At 44.7% G+C, this 15472-nt stretch carries 12 protein-coding genes and 1 other annotated feature; of the genes, 11 read left to right on the plus strand and 1 reads right to left on the minus strand.

The annotated features are described in order from the left end of the window. Positions 1 to 51 precede the first annotated feature (51 nt). From IGI76_RS03050 to IGI76_RS03060, 3 genes are all read left to right on the plus strand, one after another. Positions 52 to 882, plus strand: a complete 831-nt coding sequence (locus tag IGI76_RS03050; RefSeq protein ID WP_086339171.1) for a DUF72 domain-containing protein — start codon at positions 52 to 54, stop codon at positions 880 to 882. An 8-nt stretch (positions 883 to 890) separates the two neighbouring features. Further along, positions 891 to 1751 (plus strand): Cof-type HAD-IIB family hydrolase, encoded by an 861-nt coding sequence (locus IGI76_RS03055; protein ID WP_123834029.1) that lies wholly within the window; start codon positions 891 to 893, stop codon positions 1749 to 1751. A 96-nt stretch (positions 1752 to 1847) separates the two neighbouring features. Next, the gene (locus tag IGI76_RS03060; protein ID WP_086339173.1) at positions 1848 to 2378 is read left to right on the plus strand and encodes an HAD family hydrolase; all 531 of its coding nucleotides are present in this window, start codon (positions 1848 to 1850) and stop codon (positions 2376 to 2378) included. Positions 2379 to 2449: 71 nt separating this feature from the next. On the opposite strand, the gene IGI76_RS03065 is transcribed toward IGI76_RS03060, so the two are convergent. Next, positions 2450 to 3799 (minus strand): aspartate kinase, encoded by a 1350-nt coding sequence (locus tag IGI76_RS03065; RefSeq protein ID WP_086339174.1) that lies wholly within the window; start codon positions 3797 to 3799, stop codon positions 2450 to 2452. A gap of 358 nt (positions 3800 to 4157) precedes the next feature. Between IGI76_RS03065 and ezrA the strand changes: the two genes are divergently transcribed. The 8 genes from ezrA (at position 4158) to IGI76_RS03105 (ending at position 15418) form a co-directional block, all read left to right on the plus strand. Next, complete coding sequence (gene ezrA / locus IGI76_RS03070; protein ID WP_005225145.1) at positions 4158 to 5879, plus strand: septation ring formation regulator EzrA; 1722 nt, start codon at positions 4158 to 4160, stop codon at positions 5877 to 5879. A 186-nt stretch (positions 5880 to 6065) separates the two neighbouring features. Continuing rightward, positions 6066 to 7208 (plus strand): cysteine desulfurase family protein, encoded by a 1143-nt coding sequence (locus IGI76_RS03075; protein WP_026008148.1) that lies wholly within the window; start codon positions 6066 to 6068, stop codon positions 7206 to 7208. Between the two features lie 47 nt (positions 7209 to 7255). Then, a complete protein-coding gene (thiI, locus tag IGI76_RS03080) occupies positions 7256 to 8464 on the plus strand; it encodes a tRNA uracil 4-sulfurtransferase ThiI (protein WP_005225147.1) in 1209 nt (402 codons plus the stop codon). Between the two features lie 154 nt (positions 8465 to 8618). Next, positions 8619 to 9272, plus strand: a complete 654-nt coding sequence (locus tag IGI76_RS03085) for a redox-sensing transcriptional repressor Rex (protein ID WP_005225148.1) — start codon at positions 8619 to 8621, stop codon at positions 9270 to 9272. Positions 9273 to 9337: 65 nt separating this feature from the next. Further along, positions 9338 to 9829: a thiol peroxidase gene (tpx, locus tag IGI76_RS03090; RefSeq protein ID WP_010747457.1), complete on the plus strand. Its 492-nt coding sequence runs from the start codon at positions 9338 to 9340 to the stop codon at positions 9827 to 9829. Positions 9830 to 9886: 57 nt separating this feature from the next. Continuing rightward, positions 9887 to 10121, plus strand: a binding site (T-box leader). A gap of 523 nt (positions 10122 to 10644) precedes the next feature. Continuing rightward, on the plus strand, positions 10645 to 13290 hold the full coding sequence (locus tag IGI76_RS03095) for a valine--tRNA ligase (protein ID WP_333718973.1): 2646 nt from the start codon (positions 10645 to 10647) through the stop codon (positions 13288 to 13290). 147 nt (positions 13291 to 13437) lie between these two features. Next, positions 13438 to 14751: a bifunctional folylpolyglutamate synthase/dihydrofolate synthase gene (locus IGI76_RS03100; protein ID WP_015509046.1), complete on the plus strand. Its 1314-nt coding sequence runs from the start codon at positions 13438 to 13440 to the stop codon at positions 14749 to 14751. Then, positions 14744 to 15418, plus strand: a complete 675-nt coding sequence (locus tag IGI76_RS03105) for an HAD family hydrolase (RefSeq protein WP_005225153.1) — start codon at positions 14744 to 14746, stop codon at positions 15416 to 15418. Before IGI76_RS03100 ends, IGI76_RS03105 begins: the two co-directional genes overlap by 8 nt. The last annotated feature ends 54 nt before the right edge of the window (positions 15419 to 15472 follow it).

Raw genomic sequence — 15472 nt, forward strand, 5'->3', positions numbered from 1 at the left:
CAAAACTATTGTATACTATTAAAATAAGAAAACAAGGAGCGATGGGAAAAAATGATTCGAATTGGTTGTACCACATTTAGTGAACATGGCAGTCTCGTGCAAAGAAAAAACTCGAAATTATTTGAGTATGCCCGTTATTTTCCGTTAGTTGAGCTGGATACCACCTATCATTTTTTGCCAAAAGAAAAAGACGTGCGCAACTGGTTGACCCAGATTCCCGAAAATTTCCGCTTTGTGTTGAAAGTCCATCAAAGTGTGACCACCCAAGGAAATTTGCCAGATCAGTTGACCATGACCGAAGCACTGCAGCTTTATAAAGAAGCGATCGCGCCAATGGTAGAAGCAGGCAAACTCTTTTGCCTATTGGCGCAGTTTCCCAACAGCTTTAAATGTACGAAAGAAAATGTCGCCTATTTAGACCAAGTGCGAGAATGGTTTGCGGGCTACCCAGTGGCGATCGAGCTGAGAGACAGCAGCTGGTATCAGCCGAAACTGTATCCGGGAATGATCGATTATATGAAGCGAAAGCAGTTTTCCTTAGTAGTTGTTGATCAGCCGAAAAAGCTATCGACTACCATTCCCCTTGATCCAACCGTGACCAATCCCGCGTTTGTCTTGTGCCGTTTTCATGGACGCAACGACAGCGGCTGGACAGCGACGGGACCAGATGCCAAAAATCTGCGGACCTTGTATCGCTATGACCAAGCCGAACTAACGGAGTTAAAACACGCAGTCCAAGCCATCGAAGCCAATGCCAAAGAAGTCGCAGTGGTCTTCAATAATAATGCCGGTCGTGATGCCGCTGACAATGCTCGCGCATTGATCGATGCGCTGCAGATCGATTACGAAGCATTAAATCCTAATCAGTTGAAATTATTTTGAGGAGTCATATGATAAAAGCAATCTTTTTTGATATTGATGGCACGCTGATTGCCAGCAACGGCAAGGCGCTTGCCAGTACCCGTGAAGCCATCAAACAAGCCCAAGCCAACGGCGTCCTCTGCGGCATTGCCACCGGACGTGGTCCGGTTGATTTAGAGAAGGTGATCGATTACTTGTCGTTAGACATGTTTATCACCTATAACGGCCAATATGTCTATACGAAGGAAAACTTGATTTATGCCAAACCTTTTCCAAAACAAACGCTGGAAGCGATCGTAGAATACGCAGATGAAAATTACCGTCAAGTCATGTTTGGCGGAGAAACCCAAGTGGCTGGCAGCTTGACGATCCGTTTAAGCCAATCACCCGTTATGCAGCGCTACTTGCGCTATGTACCGAAAAAATTTCCCGTCGGCTTTTTAAAGAAAGTCTTGCAGCGCTTTAGTCCCAATCGTAACGCCAAGCGCTATGAATCGTTGGATATTTTACGAGAGCCCATCTATCAGTGCATTATGCTGAGCCCTGAATCAGAGCGCGAAAAATTACGGTCTAAGCTGCCGCAATGTGATTTTAAGCGATCCAATGCCTATTCTGTTGACATCGTGCCGAAAAACGGTTCGAAAATCAAAGGCATCAAAGAATTTTTGGCCTATGAAGGGATCGCGATGGAAGAAGCGATGGCATTTGGGGATCATTTTAATGATGTGGAGATGTTAGAAGGCGTGGGGATCGGGGTTGCGATGGGCAATGCCCAGCCCATCACTAAAGCCAGTGCCGACTTTGTGACGGATACAAACGATCATGACGGCATCAAGAAAGCCTTGATCCATTTTGGCATTATTGCCGAGGATGCCAAAGCCAGGGAATGAAAAAAATAAGCAAGTAGCCAATCTATGACGCAACGTAGAAGACGGCGCAGAACCATGAAACAGAACCATGAGAAAAAGCAGAAAGAAGCGAGCAAAATGAGTCCATTTGAAATGACGGAAGAGTTTCATAAAACCTTTGATCCAACGCGACCGCCATATCCACAAGCTTTTTCAGCGGAAAAAGCCCAGTTTCGTGCTGGTTTTAAAATTGAAGAATTAGTTGAGTTCCTTTATGCTGCCAGCAACAATGACGAAGAGACCTTCCAATCAGGTCTGGAGCATTTGCATCAAGCGATCGATCAAGCCCAAGCCAAGCTGGCTGCCAAACAACAGCCTGTCAGTGATTCTCTAGTAGAACAAGTCGATGCGCTTTGTGATCTGCTGTATTTTACCTATGGCTCGTTTTCACTGTTAGGGGTCGATCCAGCGCCGATCTTGGCTATCGTTCATGACGCCAACATGGGGAAACTTTTTCCAGATGGGCAGCCTCATTATGATCCTGAGACCCACAAAGTCATGAAGCCGAGCGATTGGGAAGAACGGTTTGCTCCTGAACCGCGAATCAAGGCAGAAATCAACCGCCAATTGGCACAAAAACAAGCGCAAGCTCAAGAATCGTCAGAATAAAAACCAAACGTGCCAGTTGCCCGTTCCGATTGCTTATCAGCAAAAGGAGTGGTGCAACTGGCACGTTTGGTTTAATCAAAGAAAGTGTAGTAAAGGGTTCTGACAGCGGCTTTTTCTTGTTCTTTGTGGATACCGAACATGATGCTGACCTCAGAGGACCCTTGGTTGATCATCTCTAAGTTGATATTTTTCCGCGCAAGGGCAGCGGTACTGTCGGCAGTGATCCCGACTCGTTGACGCATTCCTTCACCAACGACGACGACCATGGATAGATCGTGGGTCATTCGCAGTTCATCGGGATCGATCTCGTAGGCGATCTTGCGCAGCAGTTCTTCTTCCAATACTGGATTCAACTGGTTGGAGCGCATAATGATCGAGATATCATCGATTCCTGAAGGCATGTGTTCATAATTTAAATCAAATTCACGGAAAATCTCTAAGACCCGTAACGTGAACCCAACTTCGCGGTTCATCAAGTATTTGCGGATATAGATCATACAAAAGCCTTCGTCACTGGCAACGCCGATCACGGGCTGATCCAAATTGTCTCTCTGGTTGGTGATCAAGGTACCGGGATGACTTGGATTATTGGTGTTTTTGATCACCACGGGAATTTTCGCATGGTATGAAGGCATCAAGGCCTCATCGTGCAACACAGTAAAGCCCGCATAAGACAGCTCTCGCATTTCTCGGTAGGTCACTTCTTTGATGGACTCTGGATGATGAACATAGCCTGGATGAGCAGAAAAAATCCCATCGACATCGGTAAAGTTTTCGTACAATTCTACTTGCAGACCAGCCGCCACGATGGCACCAGAAATATCTGATCCTCCTCGAGAGAAGGTACAGATCTCGCCGGCTTCTGTGTAGCCAAAGAAGCCAGGAATCACTAAGATTTCAGGACTGTCGCGCCATTGTGCGATCTTGGCGTACGACTTGTTCAAGATACGGGCGTTTTGAGGTTCATCCGTCACCAGCAACCCAAGTTCTTGCGGATTCATGTAGCGAGCAGCTAACCCACGGCTTTGTAAAATCCCTGCGATCAATTTGGCGTTGTTGTCTTCGCCGCTTGCCAAGACCGTATCATAAAGATGCGGATTGTCTTGGGTAGGCAGTGTTTGAAAAGCCGCCAATGATTGCCAGATGCGGTCTAAATGGACTTGTTCGATACCAAAGGGGGCAGCAATCGCTGTATAGCGGGTATAGATTTCTTCTATTAAATCAGTGATTTCTTCTTGGGCACACAGACGGGTACAGACAGCTAGTAACAGATCGGTGACTTTCTGATCGTCGCTGGAACGCTTACCAGGCGCTGAAACAACAACAAACCGTCTTTTAGGATCACTTTCAATTATCGCAACAACTTTTTCGACTTGTTCGGCTGAGGCAAGGGAACTGCCTCCGAATTTCGCTACTTTCATTTGACATTACTCCTGTTCAAGCTTTTTACTAGAGTACAGTTTCAATAGGGAGAAATCAAGCGGTTTCTTGAAAAAAATCGGAAAAATCAGAAAAAAAGTCACTTGTTGATGTAAATTTCACGATTTGTTTTCATTATCGCTGGAAAAGCCGTGATTTATTTTATTCGATGCGAAAAAAGTCGATCTTTTTTGCCTCAATCTAATGCTTGATTTTTTTCTTTATGCTATAATCTAGCGTAGATGCTTTTTTATAAAGGGACTATCTGTCCTTTTTATACTCAACGAACTTATCAATCAATCTGCTGATCAGCAGGTTTTAGACGAAACATGTATATTTGAAAATTGGAGGAACCACAAAATGGGAACTAATATCATCTTTGGAATTGTCATTGCCATCATCATCATCGCAGCGGTCTTGTATGCAATTGGCTTTTTCATGCGGAAGAAAAACCAAGAAAAGCTGAATGACTTGGAAAAACGCAAAGAAAATCTGTTTGACTTGCCGGTGATCGAAGAAGTCGATGAAGTAAAAAGAATGCACTTGGTTGGTCAAAGTCAAAACACCTTCCGTGAGTGGAACCAACAATGGACAGATATCTCCACAAAATCTTTTGCTGAACTTGAAAGTCAAATCTTTGAAGTGGAAGAGCTGAACGAACGCATCCGCTTTTTCAAAGCAAAAGGGGCGATCGTCCAAGCCGAAGCGACCATGGACGAGATGGAACGCCAAGTGGAAGAGATTCGCGCAGGCTTGAAAGAATTACGAGAAAGTGAAGAACGAAATTCACTGGAAGTTCAAAAAGCGCTGGACGTTTACGAAGACTTGAAGAAGAAGCTGCGGGATCAAGGCGAAGAATTCGGTCCTGCCTACAATGAGCTGCAAAAACAAATCAAAAACATTGAAATTGAGTTCACCCAATTTGTTACCTTAAATACTTCAGGCGATCCTGTGGAAGCACGGGAAGTGTTAGACCAAGCGGAAAAACACACCTATGAAGTGGAAGACCTAATGAAACGGATCCCAGCGGCATACGAAGAATTAAATCGTACCTTCCCTGATCAGTTGAAAGAAATCCAAGAGGGTTATAAAAAATTATTAGAACAAAAATATGTGTTCCCAGAAGCAAACTTCCAAGAAGAAATCAACCGTGTGAAAAAACGGGTTGAAAACTCCATGAACGATCTAGCGAAAACAGAAGTCGCTTCCGTTGAAGTGGCAAGCCGTGATACTGCAAGTGATATCGATGCCTTGTATACGGTGATGGAACGTGAGATCAATGCCAAGAAATATGTCATGAAAAATCGTCAGATCATCGAAGACTACATTGACCACGCAACGAAGAACAACCGTCAGTTGTTGATCGAATTGGATCATACGGCACAAAGCTATACTTTGAATCATAATGAATTGGGTCGCGTCCGCGGCTTCCAAACCGAAGTGGACGAATTGGCTCGCCGCAACAACGAGTACTTACCGAAATTGGAAAAACATGAGATTCCTTATTCAGAAGTGCAAAGCTTCTACAAAGATGCCTACAAGATTTTGGATGATGTGGAAAGCCAGCAAGTCGAAATCGATGATTCTCTTGCGGAATTACGTCGTGGCGAAAAAGTTGCACAAGAAAAAGTGGAAAGCTTCGAATTCCGTCTACGCAACTTGAAACGGTTTGTTGAGAAACAACGCTTACCTGGTTTGCCAGGCGAGTATTTAGAATTCTTCTTCGTGGCAACGGATCGTGTCGAAGAACTAGGCAAAGAATTGAACAAGATTCGCATCAACATGCAAGAAATCAATAAATTGGTTTCTGTCTGTGAAGAAGATCTTGATCTTTTAGATGAACAAACAAAAGACTTAGTGGATGCTGCGGCATTGACTGAGCAAATGATGCAATATGCCAACCGCTATCGTCATTCTCATCCAGATATCAAGGCAGCGATCGACAAATCACTTTACTTGTTCAGTAAAGAATATCGCTATCAAGATGCGCTAGATGAAATCGGCACAGCGTTGGAACGAGTAGAACCAGGTGCCTTCAAACGGATCGAAAACTTCTACTTCAATAACCGCGACTTAGTATAATACGAAAGCCAGCAGTGAAAAACTGACTGGCTTTTTTCATGGAAAGAATGGCTCGCTGCATGAGTACCGCTTACGAAGGAAGGAAAAGTTTCCTTTAAAAAAAGCCAAAGCCAGCGAGTCACCTTGAAACTCAGCCCAAGAGCAGTTATAATGGGAAAGAATTTTTTTAGAGAAAGGGTCCTATCATTGATCTATTTTGACAACAGTGCAACAACCGCTATTTATCCACAAGCTTTAAATACATATGTCCAAGTCAGTCAGCGAATCATCGGCAATCCCTCAAGCCTGCATGATTTAGGAAATCAAGCCAATCGCCTGCTGCAGCAATCTCGTCAGCAGATCGCCGATCTGTTAAACGTTTCTTCCAAAGAGATCGCATTTACCAGTGGGGGAACTGAAGGAGACAACTGGGTCATCAAAGGGACTGCTTTAGCGAAAAAAGCCTATGGGAATCACCTGATTATTTCCAGTATTGAACACCCTGCCGTCAGTGAAACAGCGGCTCAATTAGCCGAGTTAGGGTTTGAGGTCAGTGTTGTGCCTGTCGATGCCCAAGGCTTTGTCAACGTGTCTGAATTAGCAAACATGATTCGCAAAGAAACGATTTTGGTTTCGGTGATGGCGGTCAATAATGAGGTAGGGTCGATCCAACCGATCCATGAGATCGCAGCTGTGCTAGCTGACCACCCAACGATCCATTTCCATGTAGATGCCGTCCAAGCCATCACAAAGGTGCCGCAAGAACAATGGTTCAATGAGCGGGTCGATTTTGCCGTGTTCTCTGCGCATAAATTTCATGGACCTCGTGGCGCAGGCTTTATCTATTGGAAACAAGGCCGTAAGCTGGCGCCTTTGATGACCGGCGGTGGGCAAGAGCAAAACCAGCGCAGCGGTACCGAAAATGTGCCAGCAATCGTTGCTATGGCAAAAGCCCTACGTTTAGCGACCGAGCAAAAGGCTGAAAAGCCGAACCATGTTCAATTATTAAAAGGCTATCTGCAAGAAGCACTGGCTGGGTACGAGAAAGTCACGCTTTTTTCTGGCACAGAAGGGTTTGCGCCGCACATACTTTGTTTTTCATTAAAAGGGATCCGAGGAGAAGTCTTAGTCCATGCCTTTGAAGAAAAGCAGATCTATCTTTCGACGACGAGCGCTTGTTCCTCCCGTAAAAAGATGGCTAGCAGTACGCTTCATGCGATGCACGTTCCAGAACAGTTAGCAACATCGGCTGTTCGTATCAGTTTAGATGAGAGCAATACAATGGCAGAAGTCGAGCAGTTTCTGATCGTCTTCCACCAGTTGTACCAAAAATTTTCGAAAATCAATTAAGTTCGACAAACCACTATAAAATCAATCCAAATTAAAGGAGTTTTCTCGTGAATTATTCAGAAATCATGGTTCGTTATGGCGAACTGTCAACAAAGGGCAAAAATCGTCGTAGTTTTATTATGCAATTAGCTTCAAACGTCAAACGTACCTTAGCAGATTATCCCCATGTCAAAGTTCATGCCGAGCGAGATCGCATGCACTTGCTATTGAACGGTGAAAACAGCCAAGAGATCATTCCTAAGCTGCAAAAAGTCTTTGGGATTCAAAACTTTTCCCCCAGCATTCGGGTCGAAAAAGATATCGAAGTATTAAAGAAAGCCGTTCAAGACGTCATGGCAGAGATCTATACGGGCGTTGAGACCTTTAAAATCACAGCCAAGCGCAGTGATCATTCGTTTGTGCAAGATAGCAACCAGTTGAATTTGACCTTAGGTAATGCGGTGATCGACCGTTTTCCTGATATCAAAGTCCAAATGAAAAAACCAGACATCAATTTGCGTGTAGAAATACGGATCGATGGCGCTTATTTGTCTTATGAAACGATCCAAGGAGCCGCTGGGCTGCCAGTGGGCACCAGTGGAAAGGGAATGTTAATGCTTTCTGGCGGTATCGATTCGCCAGTTGCAGGCTACTTTGCCATGAAACGCGGCGTTGAGATCGAAGCGGTCCATTTTGCAAGCCCTCCTTATACGAGTGAACAAGCGTTGCAAAAAGCCAAAGATTTAACGAAGAAGCTTGCGCCTTATGTGGGAAGCATCCAGTTTATCGAAGTTCCGTTTACAGAAATCCAAGAAGAAATCAAAAATCGTGTGCCACAAGGCTATTGGATGACCATCACCCGTCGGATGATGCTGCGTTTGACGGATGCGATTCGGGAAGCTCGTCATGGCTTGATCATCTTAAATGGTGAATCATTAGGACAAGTGGCTTCACAAACTTTGCATAGCATGGTCGCCATCAATGAAGTAACCAATACGCCGATCGTGCGCCCAGTGGCAACGATGGACAAATTGGAAATCATTGAAGTTGCCGAAGCCATTGATACCTTTGAATTATCAGTTCAGCCATTTGAGGATTGCTGCACAATCTTTGCACCTCCTCAACCAAAGACGCGCCCAAGACTGGATAAGGTCCACCAATATGAAGAACGTCTCGATATCGAAGGGATGATGGAACGTGCGATGGCTGGGTTGAAACTGGAAGCAATCACGGCAAATCAAGAAAAAGCAGCAACGGAATTCGCTGAATTTTTATAATAAAACCCCGATTTTAATGCTACGACCACAACTGTTTTTGAACATTTGTGGTCGTTTTTCATCGAGTGAGAGAGTTTGTGAATATTTTCTTGCTATTGAAAATGGAACATGCTACACTCAATATGTGAATCATTTAACAAGGAGGGTGGACAGGATGGAAGCATTAAGAGATAAAAAACTTCCGAAAGCGACGGCAAAACGTTTGCCAGCTTATTTACGACACTTAAAATTACTGGATGCCTCTGGTATTCAGCGAATCAAATCGAAAGAGTTTGCAGAAATCACGCAAGTTCCTTCAGCCACGATCCGCCGAGATTTTTCTCATCTAGGAGAATTGGGCAGAAGTGGCTATGGCTATGATGTTCCCTATCTGATTGAGGTATTGAGCTATATCTTAGAAACCAATGAAGAGAAAAAAATCGCCTTGATTGGTTATGGAAATTTAGGAAAAGCGTTAGCCAACAACAATTTTCGCAGAAATGAAAATCTTTCCGTGGTCGCGGTTTTTGACAATGATCCAGAAATGATTGGTCAGACCATTAGTGGGCGTTATGTCTATGGAATGGATCAATTGGCTGAAGTCGTAGCAGAAAAAGGGATCACCGTAGCGATTTCGACCGTTCCTAGTCGTTATTCACAAATGGCGATCGATGCGATCGTGGATGCTGGGATCACAGCGATTTTAAATTTTGCCCCTGATCCCGTCATCGTGCCAAAAGACGTCAATATCCAATACATTGATTTGACGACAGAATTGCAAACATTGATCTTTTTTGATACGACCTACTCGCAAAAATCGAAAGTCTGAGCAAATCCTTTTCGTTTTTTGACAATCTTTCTTATACTGGGAGAAAATGCTATAGGAGAGATGTTATGCAAGTTACACGCAAAGAAACGGTTTATGAGATGCCTGGCAACCAACCAAAAGTAGGGGATAAAGCAGCTGATTTTCGCTTGAAAAGTTTAGAGGACAAGGAATACACACTGACTGATTTTTTAGGAAAACCAACGATCATCAGCGTGGTTCCCGATATCGTGACACGCGTCTGTGCATTGCAGACCAAGCGTTTCAACCAAGAGGCAAGTCAATTGGATGACATCCATTTTGTCACGATCTCTAACAATACAAAAGAAGAACAAGCGCAATGGTGCGGCCAAGAAGGTGTTGACATGATCATGCTTCATGATCCGGCGAATACCTTCGGTGAGGCCTATCAAATCATGATCCCAGACTTCGGTCATTTTGCCCGAGCAATTTTCGTTTTAGACCGTGAAGGCGTGATCCAACACGTTGAGATCGTGCCTGAGATCTCCCACGAACCGGATTATCAAGCAGCCATTGACGCTGCGAAAGCAAACCTCTGATTGACTTTCAAAAAAGTTCATTGTAGAATGTAGCAAGATGAAACAAGAATCTATGATAGCAAGACAATGTTCAAGAGGAGTATCAGTGACCCTGGCGGTCAGAGAGAAGTCGGTCGGTGCAAGACTTCCCCAGACACTGAAAAGGTAGCTTGAAGGTCTTTGATCCGAACCACGGTTTGTTTCTTGCAGACAAAGCCGCACAGTAAGATCAAGCGCGTCGTGAACGTTACCTCACGTCAAAGTGGCAGAGCAATCTGCAATTTAGGTGGTACCGCGTATCAGCGCCCTAATGCCTCGGCATTAGGGCGCTTTTTGCTGTGAATCACTGCGAGTGGCCCACAAAGTGGGACAGAGCAGATGATGAACAGTACTAGGCGACCATAGGGAGCGTAGTAACCGTACTAGGAATCACTGCGATTGGCTTGCGAAGCAAGACAGAATAGATGATGAACAGTACTAGGCGACCATAGGGAGCGTAGTAACCATACTAGGAATCACAATGAGTGGCTTGCGAAGCAAGACAGAATAGATGATGAACAGTACAAGAAGTCATCAAAATTGGTCCACGAAGCGAGTCAGATCGGTTGCCAAAAGCCCTAAGACATAATAGAGGATCACGGAAGTGTGCCTTGACCTCTGTAAGCAACGTTTTTTTTACGAACAACACGCGTGTCGTCAACAAACAGCTGATAATCATCTCTACCGACGCACTAATCCTGAACGATTCAAACATTGTCACGCTTTACCCAGCAACAGGCACAAAAAAACCACACCAACCATTACGTCTAAAAAACGTAACTTTAGGAGGACCAACTATGACAGAAACTGAAAATCTATCCACCAAGTACAATCCCCAAGAAGTAGAAGCGGGGCGCTACCAAGATTGGTTAGAACATGACCGTTTTAAACCAAGCGGCAACAAAGAAGCAAAACCTTATTCTATCGTGATTCCACCACCAAACGTAACAGGAAAATTGCACTTAGGTCATGCCTGGGATACCACGTTACAAGACATCATCATTCGTCAAAAACGGATGCAAGGGTATGACACCTTATGGCTACCAGGAATGGACCATGCCGGGATCGCTACCCAAGCCAAAGTAGAAGAAAAGCTGCGGGAACAAGGGATTTCTCGCTATGACCTTGGTCGGGAAAAATTCGTTGAACAAGTATGGGATTGGAAAGAAGAATATGCCGGTCACATTCGGGAACAATGGGCGAAACTAGGCTTATCCCTAGACTATAGCCGTGAACGGTTTACGTTAGATGATGGATTATCCGAAGCGGTTCGCAAAGTTTTCGTGACGCTATATGAAAAAGGCTTGATCTATCGTGGCGAGTACATCATCAACTGGGACCCGCAAGCCCGCACGGCATTATCTGATATTGAAGTGATCCACAAAGACATCGAAGGTGCTTTTTACCATATGTCTTACGAATTAGCAGATGGCAGCGGTGTGGTGGAGATCGCAACGACTCGTCCAGAAACGATGCTGGGGGATACAGCAGTCGCGGTTCATCCAGAAGATGAACGTTATCAAGCATTGATCGGTAAAAAAGTGATCTTGCCTTTGGTCAATAAAGAGATCCCAATCATCGCAGATGAGTACGTGGACCAAGAATTTGGAACTGGGGTCGTAAAAATTACTCCTGCCCATGACCCGAATGACTTTGAGGTCGGTAACCGCCATGACCTACCACGGGTCAATGTCATGAATGATGACGGAACAATGAACGATTTAGCAGGTACTTATGCAGGCATGGATCGTTTTGCTGCTCGTAAGCAAATCGTGAAAGACTTAGAGGCGTTAGGTCGTCTGATCAAAATCGAAAAAATGGTTCATAGCGTAGGGCACTCAGAACGGACAGGCGTAGTAGTCGAACCTCGTTTGTCGACACAATGGTTCGTAAAAATGGAGCCATTAGCAAAACAAGCCATCGACAACCAAGAAACCGACGATGCGGTGGACTTTTATCCGCCACGTTTCAACCAAACATTCTTACGTTGGATGGAAAATGTCCATGACTGGGTGATCTCTCGTCAGTTGTGGTGGGGCCATCAAATCCCAGCTTGGTACCACAAAGAAACGGGAGAAATGTATGTAGGACTTGAAGCGCCAGCGGATGCCGAAAATTGGCAGCAAGATCCAGACGTATTGGATACCTGGTTTAGTTCTGCTTTATGGCCGTTTTCAACAATGGGGTGGCCAGATGAAAACAATGAAGATTTCCAACGCTACTTCCCAACCAATACATTAGTGACTGGCTATGACATTATCGCATTTTGGGTAAGCCGTATGATTTTCCAAAGCTTGGAATTTACTGGCAAACGACCATTTGAAAATGTCTTGATCCACGGATTGATCCGTGATGAACAAGGTCGCAAAATGAGTAAGTCGCTTGGAAACGGGATCGATCCGATGGAAGTCATTGAACAATACGGTGCCGATGCATTGCGTTGGTTCTTATCAAATGGCTCTGCACCGGGACAAGACGTGCGTTTCAGCTATGAAAAAATGGATGCCGCTTGGAACTTCATCAATAAAATTTGGAATGCTTCCCGTTTCGTCTTGATGAATGTCAGCGAAATGACTGCCGAAGACATTGATTTTTCTGGTGAAAAATCAGTGGCGGATCGTTGGATCTTGACGCGCTTGAATGAAACGATTGAAAAAGTCACTGACCTTTTTGAACGCTTCGAATTTGGGGAAGCGGGTCGTCAATTATACAACTTTATCTGGGATGACTTCTGTGACTGGTACATTGAAATGTCGAAAGAAACCTTATACGGTGACAATGAAGCAGCGAAACAAGTCAATAAGAGCATCTTAGTCCATGTTCTTGATCAAATTTTACGCTTGTTGCACCCAATCATGCCATTTGTTACAGAAGAAATCTGGAGCAAACTGCCGCATACAGGGGAATCATTAGTTGTTGCTGAGTATCCACAAGTGGCACCAGAATGGACCGATGAAAAAGCGGCGCAAGGGATGGAAGTGTTGAAAGAATTGATTCGTTCGGTTCGAAACATCCGTGCAGAAGTAAACACACCACTTTCGAAACCAATCACTTTGCTGATCCAAGCAAATGAGCCTGAGATCGAAGAATTCTTGATCGCCAACAAAAACTATATCGAACGCTTCTGTAATCCAGAAGAACTAGAAATCTCTAACAGCTTACAAGCCCCTGAATTGGCGATGTCAGCCATCCTATCAGGCGCGACGGTCTACTTGCCGCTAGCTGGGTTGATCAACATTGAAGAAGAAATCGCGCGTTTGGAGAAAGAACTAGCGAAGTTCACCCAAGAAGTTCAACGGGTACAAGGCAAATTGGCAAATGAACGCTTCGTTGCCAATGCACCAGAGGAAGTCGTAGCACAAGAACGCAGCAAAGAAGCCGATTATCTTGAAAAACAAAAAGCAGTCCAAGAACGGATCGAGCAATTGCGCACGATTCAATAGGAAGCGTCGACTGTCTGCAAACAAGCATCTCTTGTAGATGCTTGTTTTTGCGTAATCGATAGAAACCGCCAAACAAATTTCTCGTTTAAAGGAAAGAAATTGGGAAAGCTGTGGGATTTTTGATAAAATAAGAGCGAGGTGAAGGAGATGACAAGCGAAGAAGCAACAGCGTGGATCCATTCGCGTTTGGCATTTGGGCAAAGACCCGGATTGATGCGTGTCGAAGCATTATTAAAACGAATGGGCAATCCTGAAAAAAACATAACCATGATCCATATCGCCGGCACGAATGGCAAAGGATCAACCGTCAGCTATTTGCGCAGTCTTTTAGAAGAAGCTGGGCAGCAAGTGGGGACTTTTACTTCCCCGCACATTGAAGCGTTCAATGAACGGATCGAAATCAATGGACAATTTATATCAGATGAGGATTTGGTCGCTTGGGTGGAAAAAATCCAGCCGCTGGTTGCTGAAATCGATCGTGATGAAACCTTGACGGGCATCACTCAGTTTGAGATCATTACTGCCATGGCATTAGGCTATTTTGAAGAAAAAAACGTCGATGTTGCGATAATGGAAGTTGGCCTAGGGGGACTTTTAGATAGTACCAACGTTATTTCCCCGATGTTGACAGCGATCACGACGATCGGCATGGATCATATGGATGTCTTAGGCGATACCATTGAAAAAATCGCTGCCCATAAGGCGGGAATCATTAAACCACAAATTCCCCTTGTGACTGGCAATATCGTTGAAAGTGCGCTTTCGGTGATCGATTTGAAAGCTGCAGAAGCACAGGCACCTGCGTATCATGCAGGGCAAGAGTACCGTGTGACCTATCGTCATCCTGATGAAGAGTGGGGCGAATTGTTTGATTTTGAAAATGAGCATGGCAAAATCAAAGGCTTGAAAACACCGATGTTAGGCCGCCATCAACCAGAAAATGCCGGTGTTGCGATCCAATTGTACAGTCTGTATTGCGACCTACGGCAGCTGCCATTTTCAGCTAAAGAAATTCGCAATGGGCTAAGAAAGGCCTATTGGCCCGCCCGAATGGAACGAATCAGCAGTGAACCACTGGTGATCATCGATGGCGCCCATAACGTGCATGCCATGGCTCGCTTGGTGGATACGATGAAAGAAGAGTTCAGCGACTATCGCATCCATGTGCTGTTCTCAGCCTTAGAAACCAAAAACGTCAATGAGATGCTTCAGCAATTGCTGGCAATTCCGCAAGCCGAGATTTATTTAACGACCTTTGATTTCCCAAAAGCATTGCATTTAGCAGACGGCTATCAGGAACTCGATGAAAAACGAATCTCAACCGTCTCTTTATGGCAGTTTGGCTTGGCAGAATTATTAGAAAAAATGACCAATGAAGATTTGCTGCTGGTGACAGGATCGTTGTATTTTGTTTCAGAAGTTCGTGAATTGTTGTTGGCAATAGGAGGAAGAAATGGCTAAGTTACGTGGTGTGATTTTCGATATGGACGGCTTGATTTTTGACACGGAGCTGCTCTATTACCAGGCTACTCAAATCGTGGCGGATCAAATGGGGATTCCCTATACAAAAGAGTTGTATTTAGCTTATGTGGGGGTCTCGGATGAAGAAGTCTGGGCAGCTTACCATGAGCGGTTCGACGAAGCCTTTGGCCATCAAATGATCGAAGACTTTATCCAAGCGGCTTTTCAGCAAACGCTGGAAATGTTCCAACGGGGCGAGGCTGAATTGAAGCCAGGTATCCACGAGTTATTGCATTATCTTGATGAGAAAAAGATTCCCCGAGTGTTGGCGTCTAGCAACCAGCGCAAAGTGATCGATACCTTGCTGGAAGCCGCAGGCTTAACGGCGGAATTTCCTGAGATCGTCTGCTTTGATGATGTCACACGGGCAAAACCAGATCCTGAGATTTTTGAAAAAGCCCACGCATTATTGGCGGTACCAAAAGAAGAATTGGTGATCCTTGAAGATTCGGCTAACGGTATTCATGCTGCTCATGGGGCAGGGATCTCAGTCATTATGATTCCCGATTTGATCGCACCGACGACCATCATTGAAGAAAAAGTCTTGAAAGTCTTACCATCACTAGAGGATGTCCCAGATTTTCTAGAAACCGCCTTTTCGATCTAACTGTGATTTTTTGCGCACCTGATTCATGAAATACTCTCTCCTTTGCGTATCTTT

The organism is Enterococcus sp. DIV2449a (assembly GCF_051711225.1).
Taxonomy (GTDB): Bacteria; Bacillota; Bacilli; order Lactobacillales; family Enterococcaceae; genus Enterococcus_D; species Enterococcus_D casseliflavus.

Excerpts from the sequence above, each read along its gene's own strand:
- IGI76_RS03085 (WP_005225148.1), top strand. The coding sequence starts at position 8,619 with ATGGAAGCATTAAGAGATAAAAAACTTCCGAAAGCGACGGCAAAACGT.
- IGI76_RS03055 (WP_123834029.1), top strand. The coding sequence starts at position 891 with ATGATAAAAGCAATCTTTTTTGATATTGATGGCACGCTGATTGCCAGC.
- IGI76_RS03065 (WP_086339174.1), bottom strand. The coding sequence starts at position 3,799 with ATGAAAGTAGCGAAATTCGGAGGCAGTTCCCTTGCCTCAGCCGAACAA.
- IGI76_RS03050 (WP_086339171.1), top strand. The coding sequence starts at position 52 with ATGATTCGAATTGGTTGTACCACATTTAGTGAACATGGCAGTCTCGTG.
- IGI76_RS03060 (WP_086339173.1), top strand. The coding sequence starts at position 1,848 with ATGAGTCCATTTGAAATGACGGAAGAGTTTCATAAAACCTTTGATCCA.
- ezrA (WP_005225145.1), top strand. The coding sequence starts at position 4,158 with ATGGGAACTAATATCATCTTTGGAATTGTCATTGCCATCATCATCATC.
- IGI76_RS03105 (WP_005225153.1), top strand. The coding sequence starts at position 14,744 with ATGGCTAAGTTACGTGGTGTGATTTTCGATATGGACGGCTTGATTTTT.
- IGI76_RS03100 (WP_015509046.1), top strand. The coding sequence starts at position 13,438 with ATGACAAGCGAAGAAGCAACAGCGTGGATCCATTCGCGTTTGGCATTT.
- IGI76_RS03095 (WP_333718973.1), top strand. The coding sequence starts at position 10,645 with ATGACAGAAACTGAAAATCTATCCACCAAGTACAATCCCCAAGAAGTA.
- tpx (WP_010747457.1), top strand. The coding sequence starts at position 9,338 with ATGCAAGTTACACGCAAAGAAACGGTTTATGAGATGCCTGGCAACCAA.